Source organism: Psychrobacillus sp. MER TA 171 (assembly GCF_023713305.1).
Taxonomy (GTDB): domain Bacteria; phylum Bacillota; class Bacilli; order Bacillales_A; family Planococcaceae; genus Psychrobacillus.
In genome coordinates this window covers 25,338-45,663 of the sequence record NZ_JAMAWN010000001.1, presented here as the reverse complement: position 1 = coordinate 45,663, position 20,326 = coordinate 25,338, and the positions used below count along the sequence as shown (strand labels likewise).

The window sequence follows — 20,326 nt, the reverse complement described above, 5'->3', positions numbered from 1 at the left end:
TAATATTCGCTACAAACATTCCTCTTTCCTCCTTTTACCGTTGAAAATATTATGATAAAAAGGATAAAATTTCATAAAAATAGAAACTATTTTATGATTGCTATACAAGTTACTACAATGATTATCCAAATTCTTATATAATAATTTGGAGGTGAAAAGAATGAAAATGTTAACAACACAACTTTCCGGGCTGCTCCAAAGAATTGCTAGCTCCGAGGAAGAAAGCATAGAAGAAACTGCTCGCCTCCTTGCACAAGCGGCTGCAGGGGAAGGGAAAATCTATTTTGCAACGTTTGATGAAATGCATAGCATTGCGATAAATGCACAGTATGCTACTGAGCCATTTCCAAAAATGGAAAGATGGAGTCCTGATGTAGAGTTTACTAGCGCAGACAGAGTTTGGATCATTACTCGCTCCGCTCTTAATGATGAGGCAATTTCGCTCGCTAAAAGCTTAAGTGAGCAGTTTATCCCTTTTGGCGTTTTAACTAGCGAGCCGGCTGGGGACGATAATTTGTTATTTGATCTTGCATATACATATATATCCTTAAAGATTTCTAAAGGATTACTTCCTGCTGAAGATGGCTCTAGAGTAGTTTTCCCACACGCACTAGCTGGATTGTTCGTATATGAGGCTGTTAAATTACAAATCGACGAAATACTTAAAAGTGAGGAATAAATATTAGGTATAAAAGGCTAGCTGCCAAAAGCTAGCTTTTTTTAATGATAAAAATATACAAACATTATTCACTAGAATCGGCGCCTGCCTCGTGACTTTAACAGTTGTTTGTTTCTGAAAGAAACTTCCTTCCGCTAGTTCGCTCTGACTAGTTTTACGACAATAGAACGGTATTTTACTACAATCACCCGCTACTTTACGACAATGAGCCCACTTTTTACTACAATCCCTTGCCTGCTAACTCGCTCTCACCAAAAAAACCTTTATGAATAGTAGACTTATTATCTTACATCAAAGTTTCATATGTAATTGGAATATTTAAAATTTGTATGATTTTTAATAGAATTACTACTTGGCGCTTCCTTCCCTACCTCACTAATCCTATTATAACCTATACTGTATAATAATTACATTGCTGTTTATGTGAAAGATTATCACTTTTGTGTACAAAAAAAGCATCGAACATTTTACAAAAGAGTAAAGTGCTCGATGCTATCTTTTCATTTTTCTATCTTCAATTATTCTCCAACGGAAGCTTTAATGAATTCACGGAATAATGGTTGTGGACGCTGCGGGCGAGACACAAACTCCGGATGGAACTGAGATGCTACGAAGAAAGGATGCTCAGGAAGCTCAACGATTTCGATTAATCGACCATTTGGGCTTGTCCCAGAGAACATAAATCCAGCAGCCTCGAATTGCTCACGGAACTCATTGTTGAATTCATAGCGGTGACGGTGACGCTCATAAACAAGCTCTTCGCCGTATGCTTCTTGTGCTTTAGAGCCAGGAGTTAATTTACATGGATATAATCCTAGACGAAGTGTACCACCAAGGTCCTCTACGTCTTTTTGTTCTGGCAATAGATCAATAATAGAGTGTGGTGTGCTTGGATCTAACTCAGTTGAGTGTGCTCCTTCTAGGTTTAACACGTTACGAGCATATTCAACTGTTGCTAATTGCATACCTAGGCAGATTCCGAAGAAAGGTACTTTGTTTTCTCGAGCAAATTTAATCGCTGCAATTTTACCTTCTACTCCACGATCTCCAAATCCACCAGGAACAAGGATACCATCTACGTCAGAAAGAATTTCAGCAACATTTTCATTGCTTACGTGCTCTGCGTTTACCCATTTAATCTCTACATCTGCATCAAATGCATATCCTGCATGTTTCATTGCTTCTACAACAGAAATGTATGCATCTTGAAGCTCTACGTATTTACCTACTAGACCAATACGAACTTTTTTCGATAATGATTTTACTTGATCTACTAATCCTATCCAGTCCGTCATATCTGCTTCTGGCGTAGTAAGCTGGAAGTGATCTACAACGATTTGGTCTAAATGCTGAGCTTGTAGGTTTAAAGGAATTTCATATAAAGAATCAGCATCGATACATTCAATTACTTCTTCTGGTTTGATATCACAGAATAACGCGATTTTATCTTTCATATCTTGTGGTACAGGCATTTCAGAGCGAACAACAATGACATTTGGTTGAATACCTAAGCTTCTAAGCTCTTTAACACTGTGCTGAGTTGGTTTTGTTTTCATCTCACCAGCAGCTTTGATAAATGGTACTAGCGTACAGTGGATGTACATGACATTATTACTTCCAACATCGCGCTTCATTTGGCGGATTGTTTCTAGGAAAGGAAGTGATTCTATATCCCCTACTGTTCCACCAATCTCCGTAATCACGATGTCCGCTTGAGTTTCTCTCGCAGCAAGGAATAATCTTTCTTTTATTTCATTTGTAATATGAGGAATGACTTGTACAGTTCCGCCGTTATAATCTCCACGACGTTCTTTTCTTAAAACGGACGAATACACTTTACCTGTCGTGATATTAGAGTATTTGTTCAGATTGATGTCGATGAAACGCTCATAGTGACCTAAGTCTAAGTCTGTTTCTGCACCATCGTCTGTTACAAAAACTTCCCCATGTTGATATGGACTCATTGTTCCAGGGTCTAGATTGATGTAAGGATCGAATTTTTGAATCGTTACTTTCAATCCTCTATTTTTTAATAAACGTCCAAGAGACGCAGCTGTAATACCTTTACCAAGCGAAGATACAACCCCACCAGTAACAAAAATAAATTTAGTCATTGTCGTTCCTCCTATTTATCGTGTTCCAATAATAAAAAGCGCTCCTCCTGCTGGTTTTAGCAGGGGAGCGCGTATGCACATGAGTATGTCTCTTCAAAAAGAGCCCAATAAAATCTTATAGCGTTTGCTAGTAGAAGTCAAGAATTATTCTTCTTCGTCTAATTCTTCATCATCATCTAGATCTTCATCATCAATGATTTCAAAGTCTTCATCGTCTTCGTCGATTAAATCTTCCTCGATTACGTCTACTTCATCAATTTCCGCTTCCACGAAATCGATTGCTACTACATCATCGTCATCGTCGTCGTCATCGTCATCGTCGTCATCTTCAGTAAATTCATCGAATTCTTCTTCAAAGATAATTTCATCCTCATCCAAATCATCCAAATCGTCTAAATCATCTACTGCTTTTGTTTTCTTCTTACGTACTTTTACAGTTGGAGCAGTTTCTTCTTCAATTTGTTCCACTGGATACCACTCTCTAAGGCCCCATTGGTTTTCAGCAATTGCTAGGAAACGTCCATCAATATTCATGTCTGTATAGAATTGTGGCTTACGATCTGCCATCTCTTCATCTGTAAAGCCGTTCAACTTTTGAATCTCATCAAATAATTCTGTTAATGTTAAAGAATTTTTCTTGTCTTCTAGTATGGCAAATCCAAGATCTATTAGTGATTCTTCTTGTAATTGTGCTGTTGTCATTTCACGAAAATTCAAATCGTGCACGTCCTTTCTATGTCCGCTTGCATACTTTCCATTATATACAAACAATTAAGTTATATGCTACATTCATTTATTCTTTTTGAAAAGAGATATTTTCCTACCAACTATAGAAAATAAATAAAAAGAAAGCAAGAGTAACGGTATGGAAGCGAGTCTTTTATTATACAACCAAACTGTCGTTAAAAGGAGAACAATTATAACCATAATTTGAACAGGCTTTTTCATCACACTTCTCCTCTACGACTTTATATATACATTATACAAAAAATATAATAAAAAAGTGCCTCTAATATACCTAGAGACACTAATATTTTTACATATTTCTTCGATATTGACCGCCGACCTCATAAAGAGCATTAGTAATTTGACCTAAGCTAGCAATTTGGACTGTGCTCATGAGCTCTTCGAAGATATTGCCACCACTCATTGCAACTTGCTTCAAGCGCTCTAAAGCATGCTCCACTTTAGCTTCATGCTTAGCTTGGAAGTCTCTTAAATTATTAATTTGAGTTTCTTTTTCCTCTTTGGATGCACGGGCAAGTTCCATATTGTCTATATCATCTTCAGAAGCAGGGTTTGGATTTAAGTAGGTGTTAACTCCTATAATCGGAAGTTCCCCTGTATGCTTCTTCATCTCATAATACATAGACTCTTCTTGAATTTTGCCACGCTGATACTGAGTTTCCATGGCTCCAAGAACACCGCCGCGGTCATTGATCCGATCAAATTCGGTTAGAACCGCTTCTTCTACAAGGTCAGTCAGCTCTTCCACTACATAGGAGCCTTGTAAAGAGTTTTCGTTTTTTGATAAACCATGCTCTTTTGTAATAATCATCTGGATAGCCATGGCACGACGTACAGATTCCTCTGTAGGAGTGGTGATTGCCTCGTCATACGCGTTTGTATGGAGCGAGTTACAGTTATCCTGCAATGCCATCAAGGCTTGAAGCGTTGTACGTATATCATTGAAATCTATCTCTTGGGCATGAAGACTTCTTCCCGATGTTTGTACATGGTACTTTAACTTCTGGCTTCTCTCATTTGCCCCATACTTTTCACGCATAACCACAGCCCATATACGACGGGCAACGCGACCAATCACCGTATATTCTGGATCTAGCCCGTTTGAGAAGAAGAATGATAGATTAGGTGCAAATTCATCAATATTCATCCCACGGCTTAAATAATACTCAACATAAGTAAAACCGTTTGCCATCGTAAATGCCAGCTGGGAAATAGGATTTGCCCCTGCCTCTGCAATATGGTAACCAGAAATAGAAACAGAATAGTAATTTCTAACCTTATGGTCAATAAAGTATTGTTGGATGTCCCCCATCATTCGAAGTGCGAATTCTGTCGAAAAGATACACGTATTTTGTCCTTGATCTTCTTTTAGGATGTCTGCCTGTACGGTACCTCGAACGACTTGCAATGTTGCTTCCTTCACATGAGTGAATTCTTCTACCGTCAATGTTCTACCTAGCTCTTCTTCCTTTAGGCGTACCTGCTGGTCAATTGCCGTGTTCATAAACATTGCTAAAATAATCGGAGCCGGACCGTTGATGGTCATCGACACAGACGTGGATGGCGCACATAAGTCAAAGCCAGCATATAGCTTTTTCATATCCTCTAATGTACAAATGCTAACACCAGATTCCCCGACCTTGCCGTAAATATCTGGACGATAATCCGGATCTTCTCCGTAAAGCGTTACGGAGTCAAACGCTGTAGACAATCGCTTTGCGTCGTCATCCTTAGATAAATAATGGAAACGACGGTTAGTACGCTCTGGAGTTCCTTCTCCTGCAAACTGACGCTTAGGGTCCTCTCCTTCTCTACGGAAAGGGAATACCCCTGCAGTATAAGGGAACGATCCTGGTACATTCTCTTTATAAACCCATTTCAAAATCTCCCCGTAATCGACAAATTTCGGTAGAGCGACTTTTGGGATTTTCAAGCCAGACAAGCTTTCCGTACGTAGAATTGTACGAATTTCTTTATCCCGAATTTTTGTGACAAACTCATCGCCTGCATACGCATCTTTTAGTGCCTGCCAGTTGTCTAGAATACGTTTTGATTCTGCCGTTAATTCATCTTTAACGCCCTCGGCTAGAGATTCTAATGATTGAATTAAAGCATCGTCTGCTGTTTTTTTCTTAACCTCATCAATTGCACCCTCTAGTTGGAACAATCGTCTTGCAAACTCTACCTGCTCTTGAGACTTGTTATGATATCCTCTAACTGTGTCCGTAATTTCACGAAGGTAGTACCTGCGATCGTTAGGGATAATGACATTTTGCTTTTGCGTTTTCACAAACTGATCGTAAGAAGTTGCCCAATCTGTGCCCAATTTTTTATTCAGCGTATCGATTAACGCTGCAAATAATGAGTTAGTCCCTTTGTCATTGAACTGGCTAGCAATTGTACCGTAAACTGGCATTTTGTCCAGCTCCACATCCCATAGCTCCCGGCTGCGTTGATACTGCTTTTGCACCTGTCTTAATGCATCCTCAGAGCCTTTTCGTTCGAATTTATTGATAACGATTAAGTCTGCATAGTCAATCATATCAATTTTTTCTAGTTGAGACGGTGCTCCAAACTCACTAGTCATGACGTACATAGAGAGGTCAGAAACATTCGTAATTTCGGCATCCCCTTGACCGATTCCACTTGTCTCTACGACAATCAGATCATAGCCGGCAACCTTCACAACATCTAATACATCTGCAATTGCGCCTGATAATTCTGTCCGTGATCCACGAGTAGCTAAGCTTCTCATAAATACTCGTTTATTAAAAATAGCATTCATACGGATACGGTCTCCAAGCAGAGCCCCACCAGTTTTTTGCTTTGTAGGGTCAATCGATAAAACCGCTATTTTTTTATCTGGCAATTCCTGAAGAAAGCGACGGATCAATTCATCCGTTAAGGAGCTTTTCCCTGCACCACCTGTACCCGTGATCCCTAGCACGGGAGTATTCTTAGACAAGCCTTGTGCCAGCTCAAGCATACTCTTTGTTTCGGAATCCTTGGTGTGATGTGCCTCTTCTGCTAGTGTAATCAGATGAGCGAGTACCTCCGGATTTTCAGTTGTAACCTTCTCAATTGTTTCTTTTGCTCCTGAAGGCTCTGTTGGAACGTCGCACTCCATTAGCATTTTGTTGATCATCCCTTGCAGTCCTAACTTTCGACCGTCTTCAGGTGAAAATATTCCGGAAATACCATATTCCTGCAGCTCTTTAATTTCTTTTGGGATAATTACTCCACCGCCACCACCATATATACGAATGTGAGGTGCTCCCCTTTCGGCAAGTAAGTCCTTCATATATTTAAAATACTCGACATGTCCTCCTTGATAGGAAGAGATGGCAATCCCTTGAACATCCTCTTGTATAGCAGCATTAACAACCTCTTCAACCGAACGATTGTGGCCTAGGTGGATCACCTCTGCTCCGCTCGCCTGTAAAATGCGGCGCATAATATTGATGGATGCATCATGACCGTCAAAAAGACTCGACGCCGTTACAAAACGAACATGATTTTTTGGACGATATACTTCTACCTTAGACATGTTGTTCCTCCTTGTTTGTGTGAACATTTATTCCAAACCCTGGACTAATTTAAAGAACGTCCTTCGCTTTACCCATCCCACTGAGTAATAACTGCACTTGTAGATCTGTAAATTGCTCGATGGTAAATTCCTTGCGCAAGGCCCATCTTCTAAATGCCCACATTTGCCCTTGGACAGCCAAGGTATGAGCATAGAGTTTAGCCTGCTCCGCAGTTAGCTTCAGCTCCCCAGCCTCAATACAGCCAACCATGATTTTATGGAATATATCCACCATTTCTAGCTCTTTCGTTAATACATATTCGAGTGCTTTTTTTGGTAACGATTTGGATTCCTGGTACATGACGACAAACTCATCCGACATATCATCTATCACCCCATAATAGTGATATATCGCATTTTTCAAATCCTCCATCGTCGTGCCTTTTTCAGGCTGAAATTCTGAAAGCCTTCCATGAACCTCATGATAAATACTATCGCAAACTAAATAGAGTACATCCTCTTTGGTGCGGATATATTCATAAAGCGTGCCTATACTAAAGCCCGCTTCCTTCGCGATCTCTCTTGTAGTAGTACGGTGAAAGCCCTTTTGTTTGAATAAAGTGACAGCTGCTCGAATCATTTGCTGACGTCTTTTTTCAATTAAGTTTCCGTCCTTTACAGAGGTCAATACTTCGTGTTTTTTGTCCATGTTACTTAGTAAGCATACGAGAGATAACAAGACGTTGAATTTCTTGTGTACCCTCATAAATTTGAGTTATTTTAGCATCACGCATAAAACGTTCCACTGGATAGTCCTTCGTATACCCGTATCCACCATATACCTGCACTGCTTCTGTTGTAACTTTCATAGCTGTATCTCCAGCCATTAGCTTAGCCATTGCAGATTCCTTCCCGTAGGAAAGTCCATTAGACTCTAACCAAGCTGCTTGATAAGTAAGTAATCGTGAAGCTTCAATTGATGTGGCCATATCTGCTAGCTTAAAGGAAACTCCTTGGTTCGCAGCAATTGGCTTGCCAAACTGTACACGCTCTTTCGCATAGCTAACGGAAGCATCCAAAGCACCTTGAGCAATACCGACCGCTTGTGCAGCGATACCGTTACGACCGCCATCTAACGTTTTCATAGCGATGATGAATCCTTCGCCTTCTTGACCTAATAGATTTTCCTTAGGCACACGGCAGTTTTCAAAGATGATTTCTGTTGTAGGCGACGAACGAATTCCTAGCTTTTTCTCTTTTTTCCCAACTGAGAATCCTTCAAATCCAGCTTCTACGATAAATGCACTTGTTCCTTTATGCTTAGATTCTGGATCTGTTACAGCAAACACTACATAAATGTCTGCAATCCCACCGTTCGTAATAAAGATTTTAGAGCCATTTAGCACATAATGATCTCCATCTAATTTAGCAGTTGTTCTCATGCCACCTGCATCGGAACCAGACCCCGCTTCTGTTAATCCGTAACCACCAATTTTTGTTCCTTCTGCCATTGGACGAAGATATTTTTGCTTTTGCTCTTCATTTCCATATTTGAATATTGGCCATCCAGCTAAAGATGTGTGTGCAGAAAGCGTTACTCCTGTAGATGCACAAACTCGTGACAGCTCTTCTACTGCGATACAGTAAGCTAAATAATCTGATCCAATTCCGCCGTACTCTTCAGGCCACGGAATTCCTGTTAGTCCAAGCTCTGCCATTTTATCGAAAATTTCACGATCAAAACGCTCCTCTTCATCACGTTCAGCAGCTGTTGGTGCTACTTCATTCACAGCAAAGTCACGTACCATTTTACGAATCATTTCATGCTCTTCTGTTAGTTGAAAATTCATTTGTACATTCCGCCTTTTTGTCATATTTATTTTTGTCTGCTATAGATCGTTCTGATAGACATATCTCTTAATTCATCAAATGCTTACTAATAACGATTCGTTGGATTTCACTTGTGCCCTCGTAAATTTCGGTAATCTTTGCGTCGCGGAAATAGCGTTCTACTGGATAATCCTCTGTGTATCCATAGCCGCCAAATACTTGAACCGCCTCAATTGCTACGTCTACCGCTGTTTTAGAAGCGAATAGCTTAGCCATCGATGCTTCTTTCCCACAAGGAAGTCCTCTATCTCGCATATTGGCTGCTCGGTAAACTAGTAATCTAGCTGCCTCTACTGCTGTCCCCATGTCTGCAAGCTTGAATCCAACTCCTTGGTTTGCAGCAATTGGCTTACCAAATTGGACGCGCTCCTTTGCATATCCTACCGCTGCTTCGAAAGCAGCTTCGGCTATACCTAGAGCTTGAGTTGCAATTCCAATACGTCCCGTGTTTAAGTTGGCCATAGCAATCTTAAAGCCCTCGCCCTCTTCTCCAAGAAGGTTCTCTACTGGAATTTTCATATCCTCGAAGGTGATTTGGACTGTTCTCGATCCATGCAAGCCCATCTTGTGTTCGTCTTTTCCAATGATAAAACCTGGTGTGTCCTTCTCCACGATAAAGGCGGAGATTCCGCGAGAGCCCTGCGAAGCATCTGTCGAAGCAAATACGATGTAAACATCTGCCTCTCCACCATTTGTAATAAACACCTTGGATCCATTCAGCACATACTGATCGTCTTTTTTGATTGCCTTCGTTTTAAGAGCACCTGCATCCGACCCGGCAGATGGCTCTGTTAAACAAAATGCTCCAAGATACTCGCCAGATGCAAGCTTTGGGATGTACTTCTGTTTTTGATCTTCATTACCAAAGTAAAGAATTGGATTCGTCCCTACCGATGTATGTACAGAAAGGATAACCCCTACAACCGCACTTACCTTGGATAATTCATGGATGGCAATCACATAGCTAGTAAAGTCCATCTCCGATCCACCGTACTTCTCTGGTATCGTGATCCCCATTAAACCTAGCTCACCCATTTTTTTTATAATTTCACGAGGGAACTCCCCTTGCTCCATCCGTTCAATAAAAGGCTCTATTTCGGCTTTTGCAAAATCACGAACCATGCTGCGCATCATTAGCTGCTCTTCAGTGAATGTTAACTCCATTAATAAATCCCCTTTGTTGGTTATTCGTAGATATAGAAGCCTCTTCCAGTTTTCTTCCCTAGCCATCCAGCCTTCACGTATTTACGCAATAACGGACAAGGTCTATACTTGCTGTCACCAAATCCTTCATGAAGCACTTCCATAATATATAGACATGTGTCTAGACCAATAAAGTCAGCTAGCTGAAGAGGTCCCATCGGATGGTTCATACCCATTTTCATGACATCATCGATTGCTTCTTTCGTTGCTACCCCTTCGTATAATGTATAAATTGCCTCATTGATCATTGGCATTAATACACGGTTTGCAACAAATCCTGGGAAGTCATTTACTTCAACAGGAACCTTACTTAACTTTTTCGTCATTTCCTCAATCGCTGCATAAACTTCATCATTAGTTGCAAGACCTCTAATAATTTCAACGAGCTTCATCACGGGAACTGGATTCATAAAATGCATGCCAATTACTTGCTCTGGACGATTGGTAGCCGCTGCAATTTCTGTGATTGGAAGTGATGACGTATTCGTTGCTAAAATAGCATGAGCTGGTGCAATAGCATCTAGTTGTTTAAAAATAGATTGTTTGATTTCCATGTTTTCTACAGCTGCTTCGATGACAAGATCTACGTCATTTGCATCGTCAATTGATAGTGACTTACTGATTTTATTTAAAACCGCTTGTTTGTCGTCCTCGGTCATTCTTCCCTTTTCTACATTTCTAGAAAGATTTTTGGAGATTGTTTGAAAGCCTCGGTCAAAGAATTTTTCTTCTCGATCATTTAGCTTCACTTCATAGCCTGCCTGTGCACAGACTTGTGCAATTCCAGAACCCATTTGCCCTGCGCCTATTACCATTACCTTTTGAATGTTCATGCTAGATTTCCCCCTGTTTTTGGAACTTCAATCATGATGGCATCTCCTTGGCCTCCACCTGAACAGATGGCAGCTATTCCGATGCCTCCCCCTCTACGCTTCAATTCATACGCAAGCGTAAGTATAATTCGTGCACCAGATGCTCCAATTGGATGACCTAATGCAACAGCCCCACCGTTCACGTTCACTTTGTCCTCTGATAAACCAGCAATTTGACTGCTCACTAACGCAACTGCTGCAAAAGCCTCGTTGATCTCAAACAAATCAATTTCATCAATAGTTTTCCCTGTTTTCTCAAGTAGCTTGTTAATAACTAGCCCCGGAGTTTGTGGAAAGTTTTCTGGCTCAATTGCAATGGCAGTGTGGCCAACTATATATGCTAGTGGCTCTTTTCCAAGCTCTTTTGCTTTTTCTTCATTTGTCAGTACAAGTGCACAAGCACCATCATTTACCCCAGGTGCATTTCCAGCTGTAATAGTGCCCTCTTTACCAAATGCAGGTTTCAGCTTAGCAAGTGATTCAACCGAAGTATCCGTCCGAGGAGCCTCATCCTGAGTCACAACAATCGGATCACCTTTCCGTTGGGGAATCTCAACCGGAACAATTTCTTCTGCAAATATTCCAGATTCAATCGCTTTCAACGCACGGCTGTGACTTCTATATGACCATTCATCTTGTTTTTCACGTGATAACTCAAACGTCTCAGCAGTCGAATTTCCGTAAGTTCCCATATGAACACGCTTCGGATGGAATGAACAAGAAAGACCATCGTAAATCATTCCGTCGACCATTTGGCCATCTCCCATTCTTAAACCAAATCTACCTTTCGGCAAATAGTATGGAGCGTTGGACATAGATTCCATTCCCCCAGCTACGATTACCTCTTCGTCCCCTAAACGAATGATTTGATCTGCCATCGTTACACTTCTCATCCCTGAAGCACAAACTTTGTTGATCGTTTCTGTTTGGACATTCCAAGGAATTCCAGCCTTGTTAGCTGCCTGTCTAGAAGGAATTTGACCTTGCCCGGCTTGTAGAACTGTCCCCATAATCACTTCATCTACCTGCTCGGGATTTACACCTGCTTTTGCAAGTGCTTCTTTTATAGCAACTCCTCCCAAATCGGAAGCTGTTAAGTTACTAAGTGCTCCACCGAACTTACCAAAAGCTGTACGTGCCCCATCCAAAATTACTGTTTTCGTCAATACAGTCACCCCTTTGATTTGTATACGCTTTCAAGATTATTTAAATAAAATATTACTGACTGAACGCTCGCTCGATTCATACTGTTAAGAAAAGGGAGTATTTCCACTCCCTTCCTCATTAGTTTAAGTTTACTTAATGTAATTTGTGATTGCAATTATTATTGAACATTCTGTTCTTCGTTAACCTCTTCTATTTCAGTCACTGACTCACCGAAGATGGATTTTTCTAGAAGCTCAGCAATATCATATGTTCCTACTGTATCTTCTACTTCTTTCGCTTTCGTACCATCTGACAGCATCGTTAAGCAGTACGGACATCCAGAAGAAATAACGGTTGGTTTTACTTCTAACGCTTGTTCTGTACGAGCAACATTTACGCGGTTACCAACATGCTCCTCCATCCACATCAAGCCTCCACCAGCGCCACAGCACATCCCGTTTTCACGGTTACGCGCCATTTCTACTAGCTGAACTCCTGGAATCGATTTTAATATTTCACGAGGTGCATCATACACATCGTTATAACGTCCCAAGTAGCAGGAATCATGGAAGGTAATTGTTTCATTTACCGCATGCTTAGGTTTTAAGCGACCAGCCATTACTAAGTCATATAGTAACTCTGTATGATGAAGAACTTCTCCACTCCAACCAAAATCGCCATATTCATTTTTGAAAATATTATATGCATGAGGATCGATTGTAACAATCTTCGTTATCTCTGCTTTTTCAAATTCTTTAATATTTGCTGCAGCTAATTCTTGGAACATAAATTCGTTTCCTAGACGTCGCGGTGTGTCTCCAGAATTCTTTTCCTTGTTACCTAAAATTGCGAATTTCACTCCTGCTTCATTCATCAGATGAGCAAACGATAAAGCAATTTTTTGAGAACGGTTGTCGAAGGATCCCATAGACCCAACCCAGAATAGATATTCAATTTCTTCCCCAGCTTTAGAAGCTTCTTTTACAGTAGGAATATGAAGATCTGGGCGAGCATCTCTCCAGTTTTCTTTCTCTTTACGGTTAAGACCCCAAGGATTGCCTTGACGTTCAATGTTTGTCATTGCACGTTGTGCATCCGGGTTTACTTTGCCTTCTGTCATTACTAAATAACGGCGAAGGTCTATAATTTTATCTACATGCTCGTTCATAACTGGACATTGGTCCTCACAGTTACGGCAAGTTGTACAAGCCCAAATCTCTTCCTCAGTGATTACATCACCGATTAATGAAGGACTGTAAATATCTTCAATGACTGCACCTTCTGCACCAGCTGCCATCGCTAGTTGATTTCCTTTTGTTCCTTGGAATGCTAGTGAAGGTACCCATGGTTTTTGTTTCGTTTCTACTGCTCCAGTAAATGTTAAGTGATCACGAAGCTTCACAATTAAGTCCATTGGAGAAAGCATTTTACCAGTTCCTGTCGCTGGACACATATTCGTACAACGACCACATTCTACACACGCGTAGAAGTCTATCATCTGTGCTTGTGTAAAGTCTTGGACGCGACCGACACCGAAGACTGGCATTTCCTCTTCATCCGCTTCCTCGTCCTCTTCTTCTTCAAAATTAATAGGACGTAATCTACCTACTTTATCTAGACGGTGAAAATATACGTTTGCAGGTCCAGTGATTAAATGGAAATGCTTAGATTGTGGTATATAAACTAAGAATGATAATAGGAACAATAAGTGAATCCACCACATAACAAAGAATACAGTGATTGCGGCTGCCTCAGGTATCCCTTGGAAAACGGTTGCAACAGCAGATGCTACAGGCTCACTCCAGGTTGCCTCATGTCCATGCCAAATCATTCCCATACCGTTACCGACTAATACAGACACCATTAGTCCACCGATGAAAATCAGTACTAGGCCATTTTTCCATCCACGTTTTAAACGAACTAGCTTTTCTACGTAACGGCGGTAGAATGCCCAGATTACTGCTACTAAAATAACTAAAGTTACGATTTCTTGGAAGAATGTAAATGCTGGATATAGTGGTCCTAGCGGTAAATGTGAATCAGGTGCTAGTCCCTTCCAGATAAAATCAATTGCTCCAAACTGTACTAAGATAAATCCATAAAAGAACATGACGTGAATAGATCCACTCTTCTTGTCTTTTAATAATTTCTTTTGTCCAAATACATACACCCAGATTTTGCGAAGTCTTTCCTTCACATTATCTTCAAACTCAACTTTTTTCCCCAATTTAATGTATGCGTATCTCGTTCGTAGTAGATATACAAATAGATATACCGCATACAGTACAACACCTATGAATAACACCCAGTTTGCGATTAACAATGGATTCATTCCTTTTCCCCCTCTAAGATGTGCCTAATTACTAATAGAATAACATTATAATAGAATTATATGAATTAATACAATATTAAAACTGAATGAGCATTCAGTCAATAGGGAAATATATATTCTTTTCAAAAATGTTATTTTTTTAAAATAATTTAATCTTCTAGGCTTTGCGTTAAAGTATTATATTAAATGCAGATGGTATTTAGGAATTATAGATATAAATTTAATAATGAAACTCGCATTGTTAAGTAGATTTAGAAATGACAGATTTCCGCTTTCGGCGGGCGCTTTCCTGGGGCACGGGTCGAGCCTGTAGTCTCTCCCTCGTGCTGTTCCCCTAGGAGTCGCCGCCTGTCGCTTCAATCATATAGGATGAGGAAAGGATTTTAGATATTGGAATCGAGTTTTACATAAATTAATTTATTTATAATAAGCTACACATTTAAGTAGATTTAGAAATCACAGATTTCCGCTTTTGGCGGGCGCTTTCCTGGGGGCACGGGTCGAGCCTGTAGTCTCTCCCTCGTGCTGTTCCCCTAGGAGTCGCCGCCTGTCGCTTCAATCATATAGGATGGGGAAAGGATTTTAGATATTGGAATCGAGTTTTACATAGATTAATTAATAATAAGTTCCACATAATTAAGTAGATTTAGAAATCACAGATTTCCGCTTTCGGCGGGCGCTTTCCTGGGGGCACGGGTCGAGCCTGTAGTCTCTCCCTCGTGCTGTTCCCCTAGGAGTCGCCGCCTGTCGCTTCAATCACCAAGCATGCTGCAATGTTAAAGAGTAGTAATGTGACCTAAACTCAGAAAGCGCCCATAAAAATCTTTATATGGCCCATAACCTTCTAAGAAACATCCCATAAACTTAGAAGAAGTGACCCATATAAGTCTTGAAATGGCCCATAAACTCAGAAAGCGCCCGTAAAAATCTTTATATGGCCCATAACCTTCTAAGAAACATCCCATAAACCTAGAAGAAGTGGCCCATAAAAGTCTTGAAATGGCCCATAAACTCGCAAAGCGCGAGAACGTATAAAATTTTGTGTAAATGACCATAACTTTCCTATAGGAGATGATCATTATGCAAAATTACGAAAATATGAGAATCAAGGATTTAGCTAGAGAGTGTCAATCTGTTGATGACATCATCGAGATGATGAAAAATCTTTTTAAAGAAACATTACAGCTTGTATTTGAGGCCGAAATCGAAGACCACCTTGGCTACTCCAAACATAGCCCGACAGGAAATAATACCGGAAACAGTAGAAATGGCTATCGTTCAAAGGTGATTCGAACAAAGTTTGGAAATACAGAATTAAATATACCTAGAGACCGCAATGGTGAATATGAACCGCAAATCGTGAAGAATTACGAGTCGTCCATCAATGGCTTAGAAGAACAGATTTTAGCTTTGTATTCCAAAGGAATGTCCACAAGAGATATCGAGTCACATATGAAAGATATATATGGTGTCGAAGTATCTCCTAGCTTGGTTAGTAAGGTAACAGATAAAATTTTACCTCAGATTTTCGAATGGCACTCCCGCCCTTTAGACCGTGTGTATCCAATTGTTTATTTGGATGCGGTCCACTTCAAGGTGAAGCACGAGAACCGTATTATTAATAAAGCTGCTTATACTGTTCTCGGCATTAATTCCGATGGAATTAAGGATATCCTTGGTATATGGGTAGGTGAAAATGAAAGCGCGAGCTTTTGGCTAGGTGTCTGTACAGACCTTAAAAGTCGTGGTGTAGAAGATATCTTTATTGCGTGTAAGGACGGACTTTCTGGCTTTACAGAAGCGATCCAGAGCACCTTTCCAAAGACGCATATTCAGTTGTGTGTGATCCATCAATTACGAAATACCATGAAGTATGTGCCTTCAAGGGAACGAAACCCGTTTATGACCGATTTAAAGAAGGTATACAAGGCTTCTACTTTGGAGCAAGCTGAACTTGAGTTTGGAAAAGTAAAGGCATCATGGAAAGATAAATATCCGAAGGTTATTGGTTCTTGGGAGGAACATTGGTTGGAGCTTACAGCTTACTTTTCCTACCCGACGGAGATACAGAAAATCATTTATACGACCAATACAGTGGAAGGATTCCATCGCCAACTGAGAAAGGTAACAAAGACAAAAACAGCCTATCCTACGGACAATTCACTAAAGAAGATTCTTTATTTGGCCACGATGGATGCCATAAAAAAATGGAATAAGCCTATTCCAGGATGGCTAGAGTGTGAGGGACAATTCAAAATTATTTTTGAGGGGCGGATTTAGTAGGATTATCCCTTGTTCATGTACAGTCGTGTTGGGCTCCGCTACGCTACACCCAAAAGTTTTACGCTTTATTTAGACCAAAAAGATAAGAAAAAGAGAGAGAAAAACCCTCTCCTTTTTGGCCATCGGTTAAGTGCTCAGGTTGCTCTTCAGCAGAGCCTTATCCCCTTAACGGATAAAGTAAGTATGTGTTTAGAATAAAGATAGTAATACATTTACACAAAATATTTTACATTCCCCAAAGCGCCTATAAAAGTTTTGATATGACCCATAACCTTAAAAGAAACGCCCATAAACATATAAGAAGTGACCCATTAAAGTCTTGAAATAGCCCATAAACTCAGAAAGCGCCCGTAAAAGTCTTTATATGGCCCATAACCTTAGAAGAAACGTCCTATAAAAATCTTTATTTGCCTCATAACCTCATAAAATCTCCTCATATAAATGCTCCCCTTGTATCATTTAGATTTAATTTTTGAAAGGTGTGTTAATAATTGAAAAGTTCTACTAAAGTTAAACTGACCTAGCTATTAAGAATCTTGCTAGAGTCAAACAGCGTCATTATAAAAGGTAGATCATACTGATAAGTAATCTATACCAAATGTCGATGGAGGGATGTGTTCCAATGGATACAGCAATTATTTTTGACATGGATGGCACGTTGTTTCAAACAAACCTAATATTAGAGCCTGCTCTTGAGGCTACTTTTGAGCAACTGCGAAATAAAGGCCTGTGGAGCGGCGAGACTCCGATTGAGACTTACAGAGAGATTATGGGGGTACCTTTACCCGTTGTTTGGGAAACTTTATGTCCAGCTCATAGCGATGCAGTTCGTGAGGAGAGTAATCAATTGTTTCAAATGGCTCTTATCGAACAGATTCAAAACGATCGAGGTGCATTATATGAGGGTGTAGAATCTACTCTCGCGGAGCTTGCAACTCAATTTCCCATGTATATTGCAAGTAATGGTCAAGCTGCCTATCTAGAGGCAATTATGGAGCATTACACTCTAAATAGGTGGATAAAGGATATGTATAGCATTGATTTAGTTAAATCTGGGAATAAATCTGAATTAGTGTCGTTACTTATGAAAGAGAATGGAGTAAAGCGAGGGTATGTAGTTGGGGACCGTTCCTCAGATATTAAGGCTGCTTCAGATAACAATCTACTCTCTATTGGTGTACGATTTGATTTTTCACAGGAAGCTGAGCTGATTCATGCTGATTATATTCTTGATAGCTTTTCTAATATCCATGACGTGTTAATAAAAACTAGCCTTTCTCAGAAATAACTCTCCTCTTTTTAAAGCGGAACCGGTTAGCTACTAAGATTTATCTTTTCCTAATTTGAAAAAAGCATCGAGTCTCACTCGATGCTTTCTATGCCAATCCTTTAGATGTCGCTAAGTGGACTTGATTCCACAACACTATTTCTTCACTGGATTGTGGCTTTGAGTAATAATATCCTTGTACAACCGGCTTGATGCAAGTGTTTCGTAGGAACTCTATTTGCTCCTTTGTTTCTACACCTTCAAACACAATCGTTAGTTTTAGCGATTGACCAAGCCCAATCATTGCTTCCAGTATGGATGAATCCTTTTCTGATGTCGGAATTTCATCTATAAAAGATTTGTCTATCTTTAACGTGGAAATAGGCATTTTTTTTAAATAGGACAAAGAAGAAACACCTGTGCCAAAATCATCTAAAGCTACGGATAGCCCTTCCTTTCGAAAAGCGATGACAGCTTGGATTGCTTTTTCTATGTTTCTAACAAAGCTCGTTTCCGTTATTTCAAGCTCCAGCTGAGAGGCTAATACCTCATAATTCCGCATATTAGCTTGTAGTACTTGGAGAAGTTTTGGTGAGGTTACATAGTCTCCAGGTATATTAATAGAAAGTTGCCCGAAAGAGATCCCCTCTTCCCTCCAACTTGCGATTTGTTTACAGACTTCCTCAATTATCCAGTCCGTAACTCTCTCCATTCGATTATGTGCTTCGAGTATAGGAATAAACAAAGCCGGAGATAGTAGTCCATGAATGGGGTGTTTCCATCTGAGTAAGGTTTCTAAACCTTCCACCTGATTCCCTTTAAGAGAAACTTTCGGCTGATAGACTAAGAACAGTTCCCCCGTTTTAATGGCACGACCTATTCCATCCACTATCTCACGCTCAAAAGCATGTGTGTGAATTGATGGATCAAAGAAAATTACCTCATTTTCAAACTTAGTAGAGGAGTGGCGGATAACAGCTAAAGCGTTAGCATACAAGGTTGCTGCCTCGGTTTTATTGTTAGCTTCTGCAACTGCACAAACGGAAGAAAGATATATTTTTTCCCCATCAATAAAGAATGGCGTTTGTAGATATTCAGAAATTCTCTGCATAGCTTCTTTTACATGTGAGCTTTCCTTAACATCCTTCATCAAAAAAGCGAAGCGGTTCTCTTCAATTCTATATAGTTCAGAGGATGGAGGTCGCATTGTTTGAAATCTTTGAGCTGTTAGCTTAATCACTTCATCAACGAATTGATAACTATATTCTTTATTGAGTTCCTCTAATCCATGAAGCTGCCATATGATTAAGTACTCCGGAAATAAATGCTTTCGAAGATCTTGCTCAAATAGTCGCCGGTTTGGTAGTTTTGTAAAGGAATCAAAAAAATTCGTGTGGTACGCCACATAACGATCTATTTGACCCAATAAAAAAAGTATACCAAGCAGTAACGCCATTCCTGCAGTGACAATGATAACTAAACCACCTATATTCCCCATGTCATGTGCTAGTGCGTGTGCATGAAAATCACTTGGCACATAAAAAGTGACTGCTGACATACCTGTATAATGCATACTAGACACTGCTAAACCCATAATTAGAGCAGTAAATAATTGAATCCAACGATTTTTCATATAAAGTTGCAGGTTTGAAAAAATATAGACGGCTAACATCGAGATTGCCACTGATATACCAATAGAAACTATAAATATTAAGTAGTTATAAGAATAAAAGATATCCATTTTCATGGCATACATTCCCATATAGTGCATGGAAGAGATGCCAGCTCCCATCGAAACTCCAGCTAGGATATAAACCCAAAGCCCTCTTTTCGGCAGGTTAGATAAATAAAAGGCTATAAACGATGCTACCATTGCTGGCACAATAGATAAAACAGTCAGTGTAACATTGTATGTCATATGGACAGGCAAGGAGAATGCACTCATCCCAACAAAATGCATAGACCATATTCCAAATCCCATCGCAATAGAAGCAAACATTAACCATAGATTTCGATGAAAAAACCCAATCCTTTGCGCTCTTCCATTCATCGTCAAGGCTGAATATGAGGCTATTACGGCTATTAAAATGGACAATATAACAACAGAAGTAGCATAGTCACCTTGAATGACGACCATATCCTCTTCCAAATAATTTTCAAACATTCAATTGATCTCCTTTTACATTTTCGTGTCTATAAACGTAAAATCCATGTTTCTATAGTAATCACCCTCCTTTTATCGGCAGTGAGTACTACAAATTAACTCA

General features: G+C 39.9%; 13 protein-coding genes. 3 read left to right on the top strand and 10 right to left on the bottom strand.

Annotation, left to right across the window (positions count from 1 at the left end; genetic code table 11):
• The first annotated feature begins 160 nt into the window (after nucleotides 1–160).
• Nucleotides 161–679 (top strand): DUF2529 family protein, encoded by a 519-nt coding sequence (locus M3627_RS00195; RefSeq protein ID WP_169359445.1) that lies wholly within the window; start codon nucleotides 161–163, stop codon nucleotides 677–679.
• A 518-nt stretch (nucleotides 680–1,197) separates the two neighbouring features.
• Here the strand turns inward: M3627_RS00195 and M3627_RS00190 are convergent.
• The 9 genes from M3627_RS00190 to M3627_RS00150 form a co-directional block, all read right to left on the bottom strand.
• Nucleotides 1,198–2,793, bottom strand: coding sequence for a CTP synthase (locus M3627_RS00190; RefSeq protein ID WP_169359444.1), 1,596 nt, complete (start codon nucleotides 2,791–2,793; stop codon nucleotides 1,198–1,200).
• 144 nt (nucleotides 2,794–2,937) lie between these two features.
• Nucleotides 2,938–3,510, bottom strand: coding sequence for a DNA-directed RNA polymerase subunit delta (gene rpoE, locus M3627_RS00185; RefSeq protein WP_251552324.1), 573 nt, complete (start codon nucleotides 3,508–3,510; stop codon nucleotides 2,938–2,940).
• A gap of 319 nt (nucleotides 3,511–3,829) precedes the next feature.
• Nucleotides 3,830–7,087 carry a fused isobutyryl-CoA mutase/GTPase IcmF gene (gene icmF / locus M3627_RS00180; RefSeq protein WP_251552316.1) on the bottom strand — a complete coding sequence of 1,086 codons (3,258 nt, stop codon included), beginning with the start codon at nucleotides 7,085–7,087 and terminating at the stop codon, nucleotides 3,830–3,832.
• A gap of 49 nt (nucleotides 7,088–7,136) precedes the next feature.
• Complete coding sequence (locus tag M3627_RS00175) at nucleotides 7,137–7,775, bottom strand: TetR/AcrR family transcriptional regulator (RefSeq protein WP_169359442.1); 639 nt, start codon at nucleotides 7,773–7,775, stop codon at nucleotides 7,137–7,139.
• A 1-nt stretch (nucleotide 7,776) separates the two neighbouring features.
• On the bottom strand, nucleotides 7,777–8,916 hold the full coding sequence (locus M3627_RS00170) for an acyl-CoA dehydrogenase (RefSeq protein WP_169359441.1): 1,140 nt from the start codon (nucleotides 8,914–8,916) through the stop codon (nucleotides 7,777–7,779).
• 67 nt (nucleotides 8,917–8,983) lie between these two features.
• Nucleotides 8,984–10,120: an acyl-CoA dehydrogenase gene (locus tag M3627_RS00165; protein ID WP_169359440.1), complete on the bottom strand. Its 1,137-nt coding sequence runs from the start codon at nucleotides 10,118–10,120 to the stop codon at nucleotides 8,984–8,986.
• 20 nt (nucleotides 10,121–10,140) lie between these two features.
• Nucleotides 10,141–10,992, bottom strand: coding sequence for a 3-hydroxybutyryl-CoA dehydrogenase (locus M3627_RS00160; RefSeq protein WP_169359439.1), 852 nt, complete (start codon nucleotides 10,990–10,992; stop codon nucleotides 10,141–10,143).
• Nucleotides 10,989–12,197, bottom strand: coding sequence for an acetyl-CoA C-acetyltransferase (locus tag M3627_RS00155; RefSeq protein ID WP_169359438.1), 1,209 nt, complete (start codon nucleotides 12,195–12,197; stop codon nucleotides 10,989–10,991). Before M3627_RS00155 ends, M3627_RS00160 begins: the two co-directional genes overlap by 4 nt.
• A gap of 158 nt (nucleotides 12,198–12,355) precedes the next feature.
• The gene (locus M3627_RS00150) at nucleotides 12,356–14,509 is read right to left on the bottom strand and encodes a heterodisulfide reductase-related iron-sulfur binding cluster (protein ID WP_251552314.1); all 2,154 of its coding nucleotides are present in this window, start codon (nucleotides 14,507–14,509) and stop codon (nucleotides 12,356–12,358) included.
• A 1,080-nt stretch (nucleotides 14,510–15,589) separates the two neighbouring features.
• On the opposite strand from M3627_RS00150, the gene M3627_RS00145 reads away from it, so the two are divergent.
• Both M3627_RS00145 and M3627_RS00140 read left to right on the top strand, forming a co-directional pair.
• Entirely contained in the window at nucleotides 15,590–16,789 is a 1,200-nt protein-coding gene (locus tag M3627_RS00145) for an IS256 family transposase (RefSeq protein ID WP_251552297.1), read from the top strand.
• Between the two features lie 625 nt (nucleotides 16,790–17,414).
• Nucleotides 17,415–18,080, top strand: coding sequence for an HAD hydrolase-like protein (locus tag M3627_RS00140; RefSeq protein ID WP_251552288.1), 666 nt, complete (start codon nucleotides 17,415–17,417; stop codon nucleotides 18,078–18,080).
• Between the two features lie 88 nt (nucleotides 18,081–18,168).
• Here M3627_RS00140 and M3627_RS00135 read toward each other — a convergent pair whose 3' ends face one another.
• Entirely contained in the window at nucleotides 18,169–20,223 is a 2,055-nt protein-coding gene (locus M3627_RS00135; RefSeq protein ID WP_251552286.1) for a bifunctional diguanylate cyclase/phosphodiesterase, read from the bottom strand.
• Nucleotides 20,224–20,326 lie beyond the last annotated feature (103 nt).

What these genes read in the sequence shown, in the direction of transcription:
- M3627_RS00170 (WP_169359441.1), bottom strand. Translation starts at nt 8,916, where the DNA reads ATGAATTTTCAACTAACAGAAGAGCATGAAATGATTCGTAAAATGGTA.
- M3627_RS00190 (WP_169359444.1), bottom strand. Translation starts at nt 2,793, where the DNA reads ATGACTAAATTTATTTTTGTTACTGGTGGGGTTGTATCTTCGCTTGGT.
- M3627_RS00150 (WP_251552314.1), bottom strand. Translation starts at nt 14,509, where the DNA reads ATGAATCCATTGTTAATCGCAAACTGGGTGTTATTCATAGGTGTTGTA.
- M3627_RS00135 (WP_251552286.1), bottom strand. Translation starts at nt 20,223, where the DNA reads ATGTTTGAAAATTATTTGGAAGAGGATATGGTCGTCATTCAAGGTGAC.
- M3627_RS00165 (WP_169359440.1), bottom strand. Translation starts at nt 10,120, where the DNA reads ATGGAGTTAACATTCACTGAAGAGCAGCTAATGATGCGCAGCATGGTT.
- M3627_RS00140 (WP_251552288.1), top strand. Translation starts at nt 17,415, where the DNA reads ATGGATACAGCAATTATTTTTGACATGGATGGCACGTTGTTTCAAACA.
- M3627_RS00145 (WP_251552297.1), top strand. Translation starts at nt 15,590, where the DNA reads ATGCAAAATTACGAAAATATGAGAATCAAGGATTTAGCTAGAGAGTGT.
- M3627_RS00195 (WP_169359445.1), top strand. Translation starts at nt 161, where the DNA reads ATGAAAATGTTAACAACACAACTTTCCGGGCTGCTCCAAAGAATTGCT.
- M3627_RS00160 (WP_169359439.1), bottom strand. Translation starts at nt 10,992, where the DNA reads ATGAACATTCAAAAGGTAATGGTAATAGGCGCAGGGCAAATGGGTTCT.
- M3627_RS00175 (WP_169359442.1), bottom strand. Translation starts at nt 7,775, where the DNA reads ATGGACAAAAAACACGAAGTATTGACCTCTGTAAAGGACGGAAACTTA.
- icmF (WP_251552316.1), bottom strand. Translation starts at nt 7,087, where the DNA reads ATGTCTAAGGTAGAAGTATATCGTCCAAAAAATCATGTTCGTTTTGTA.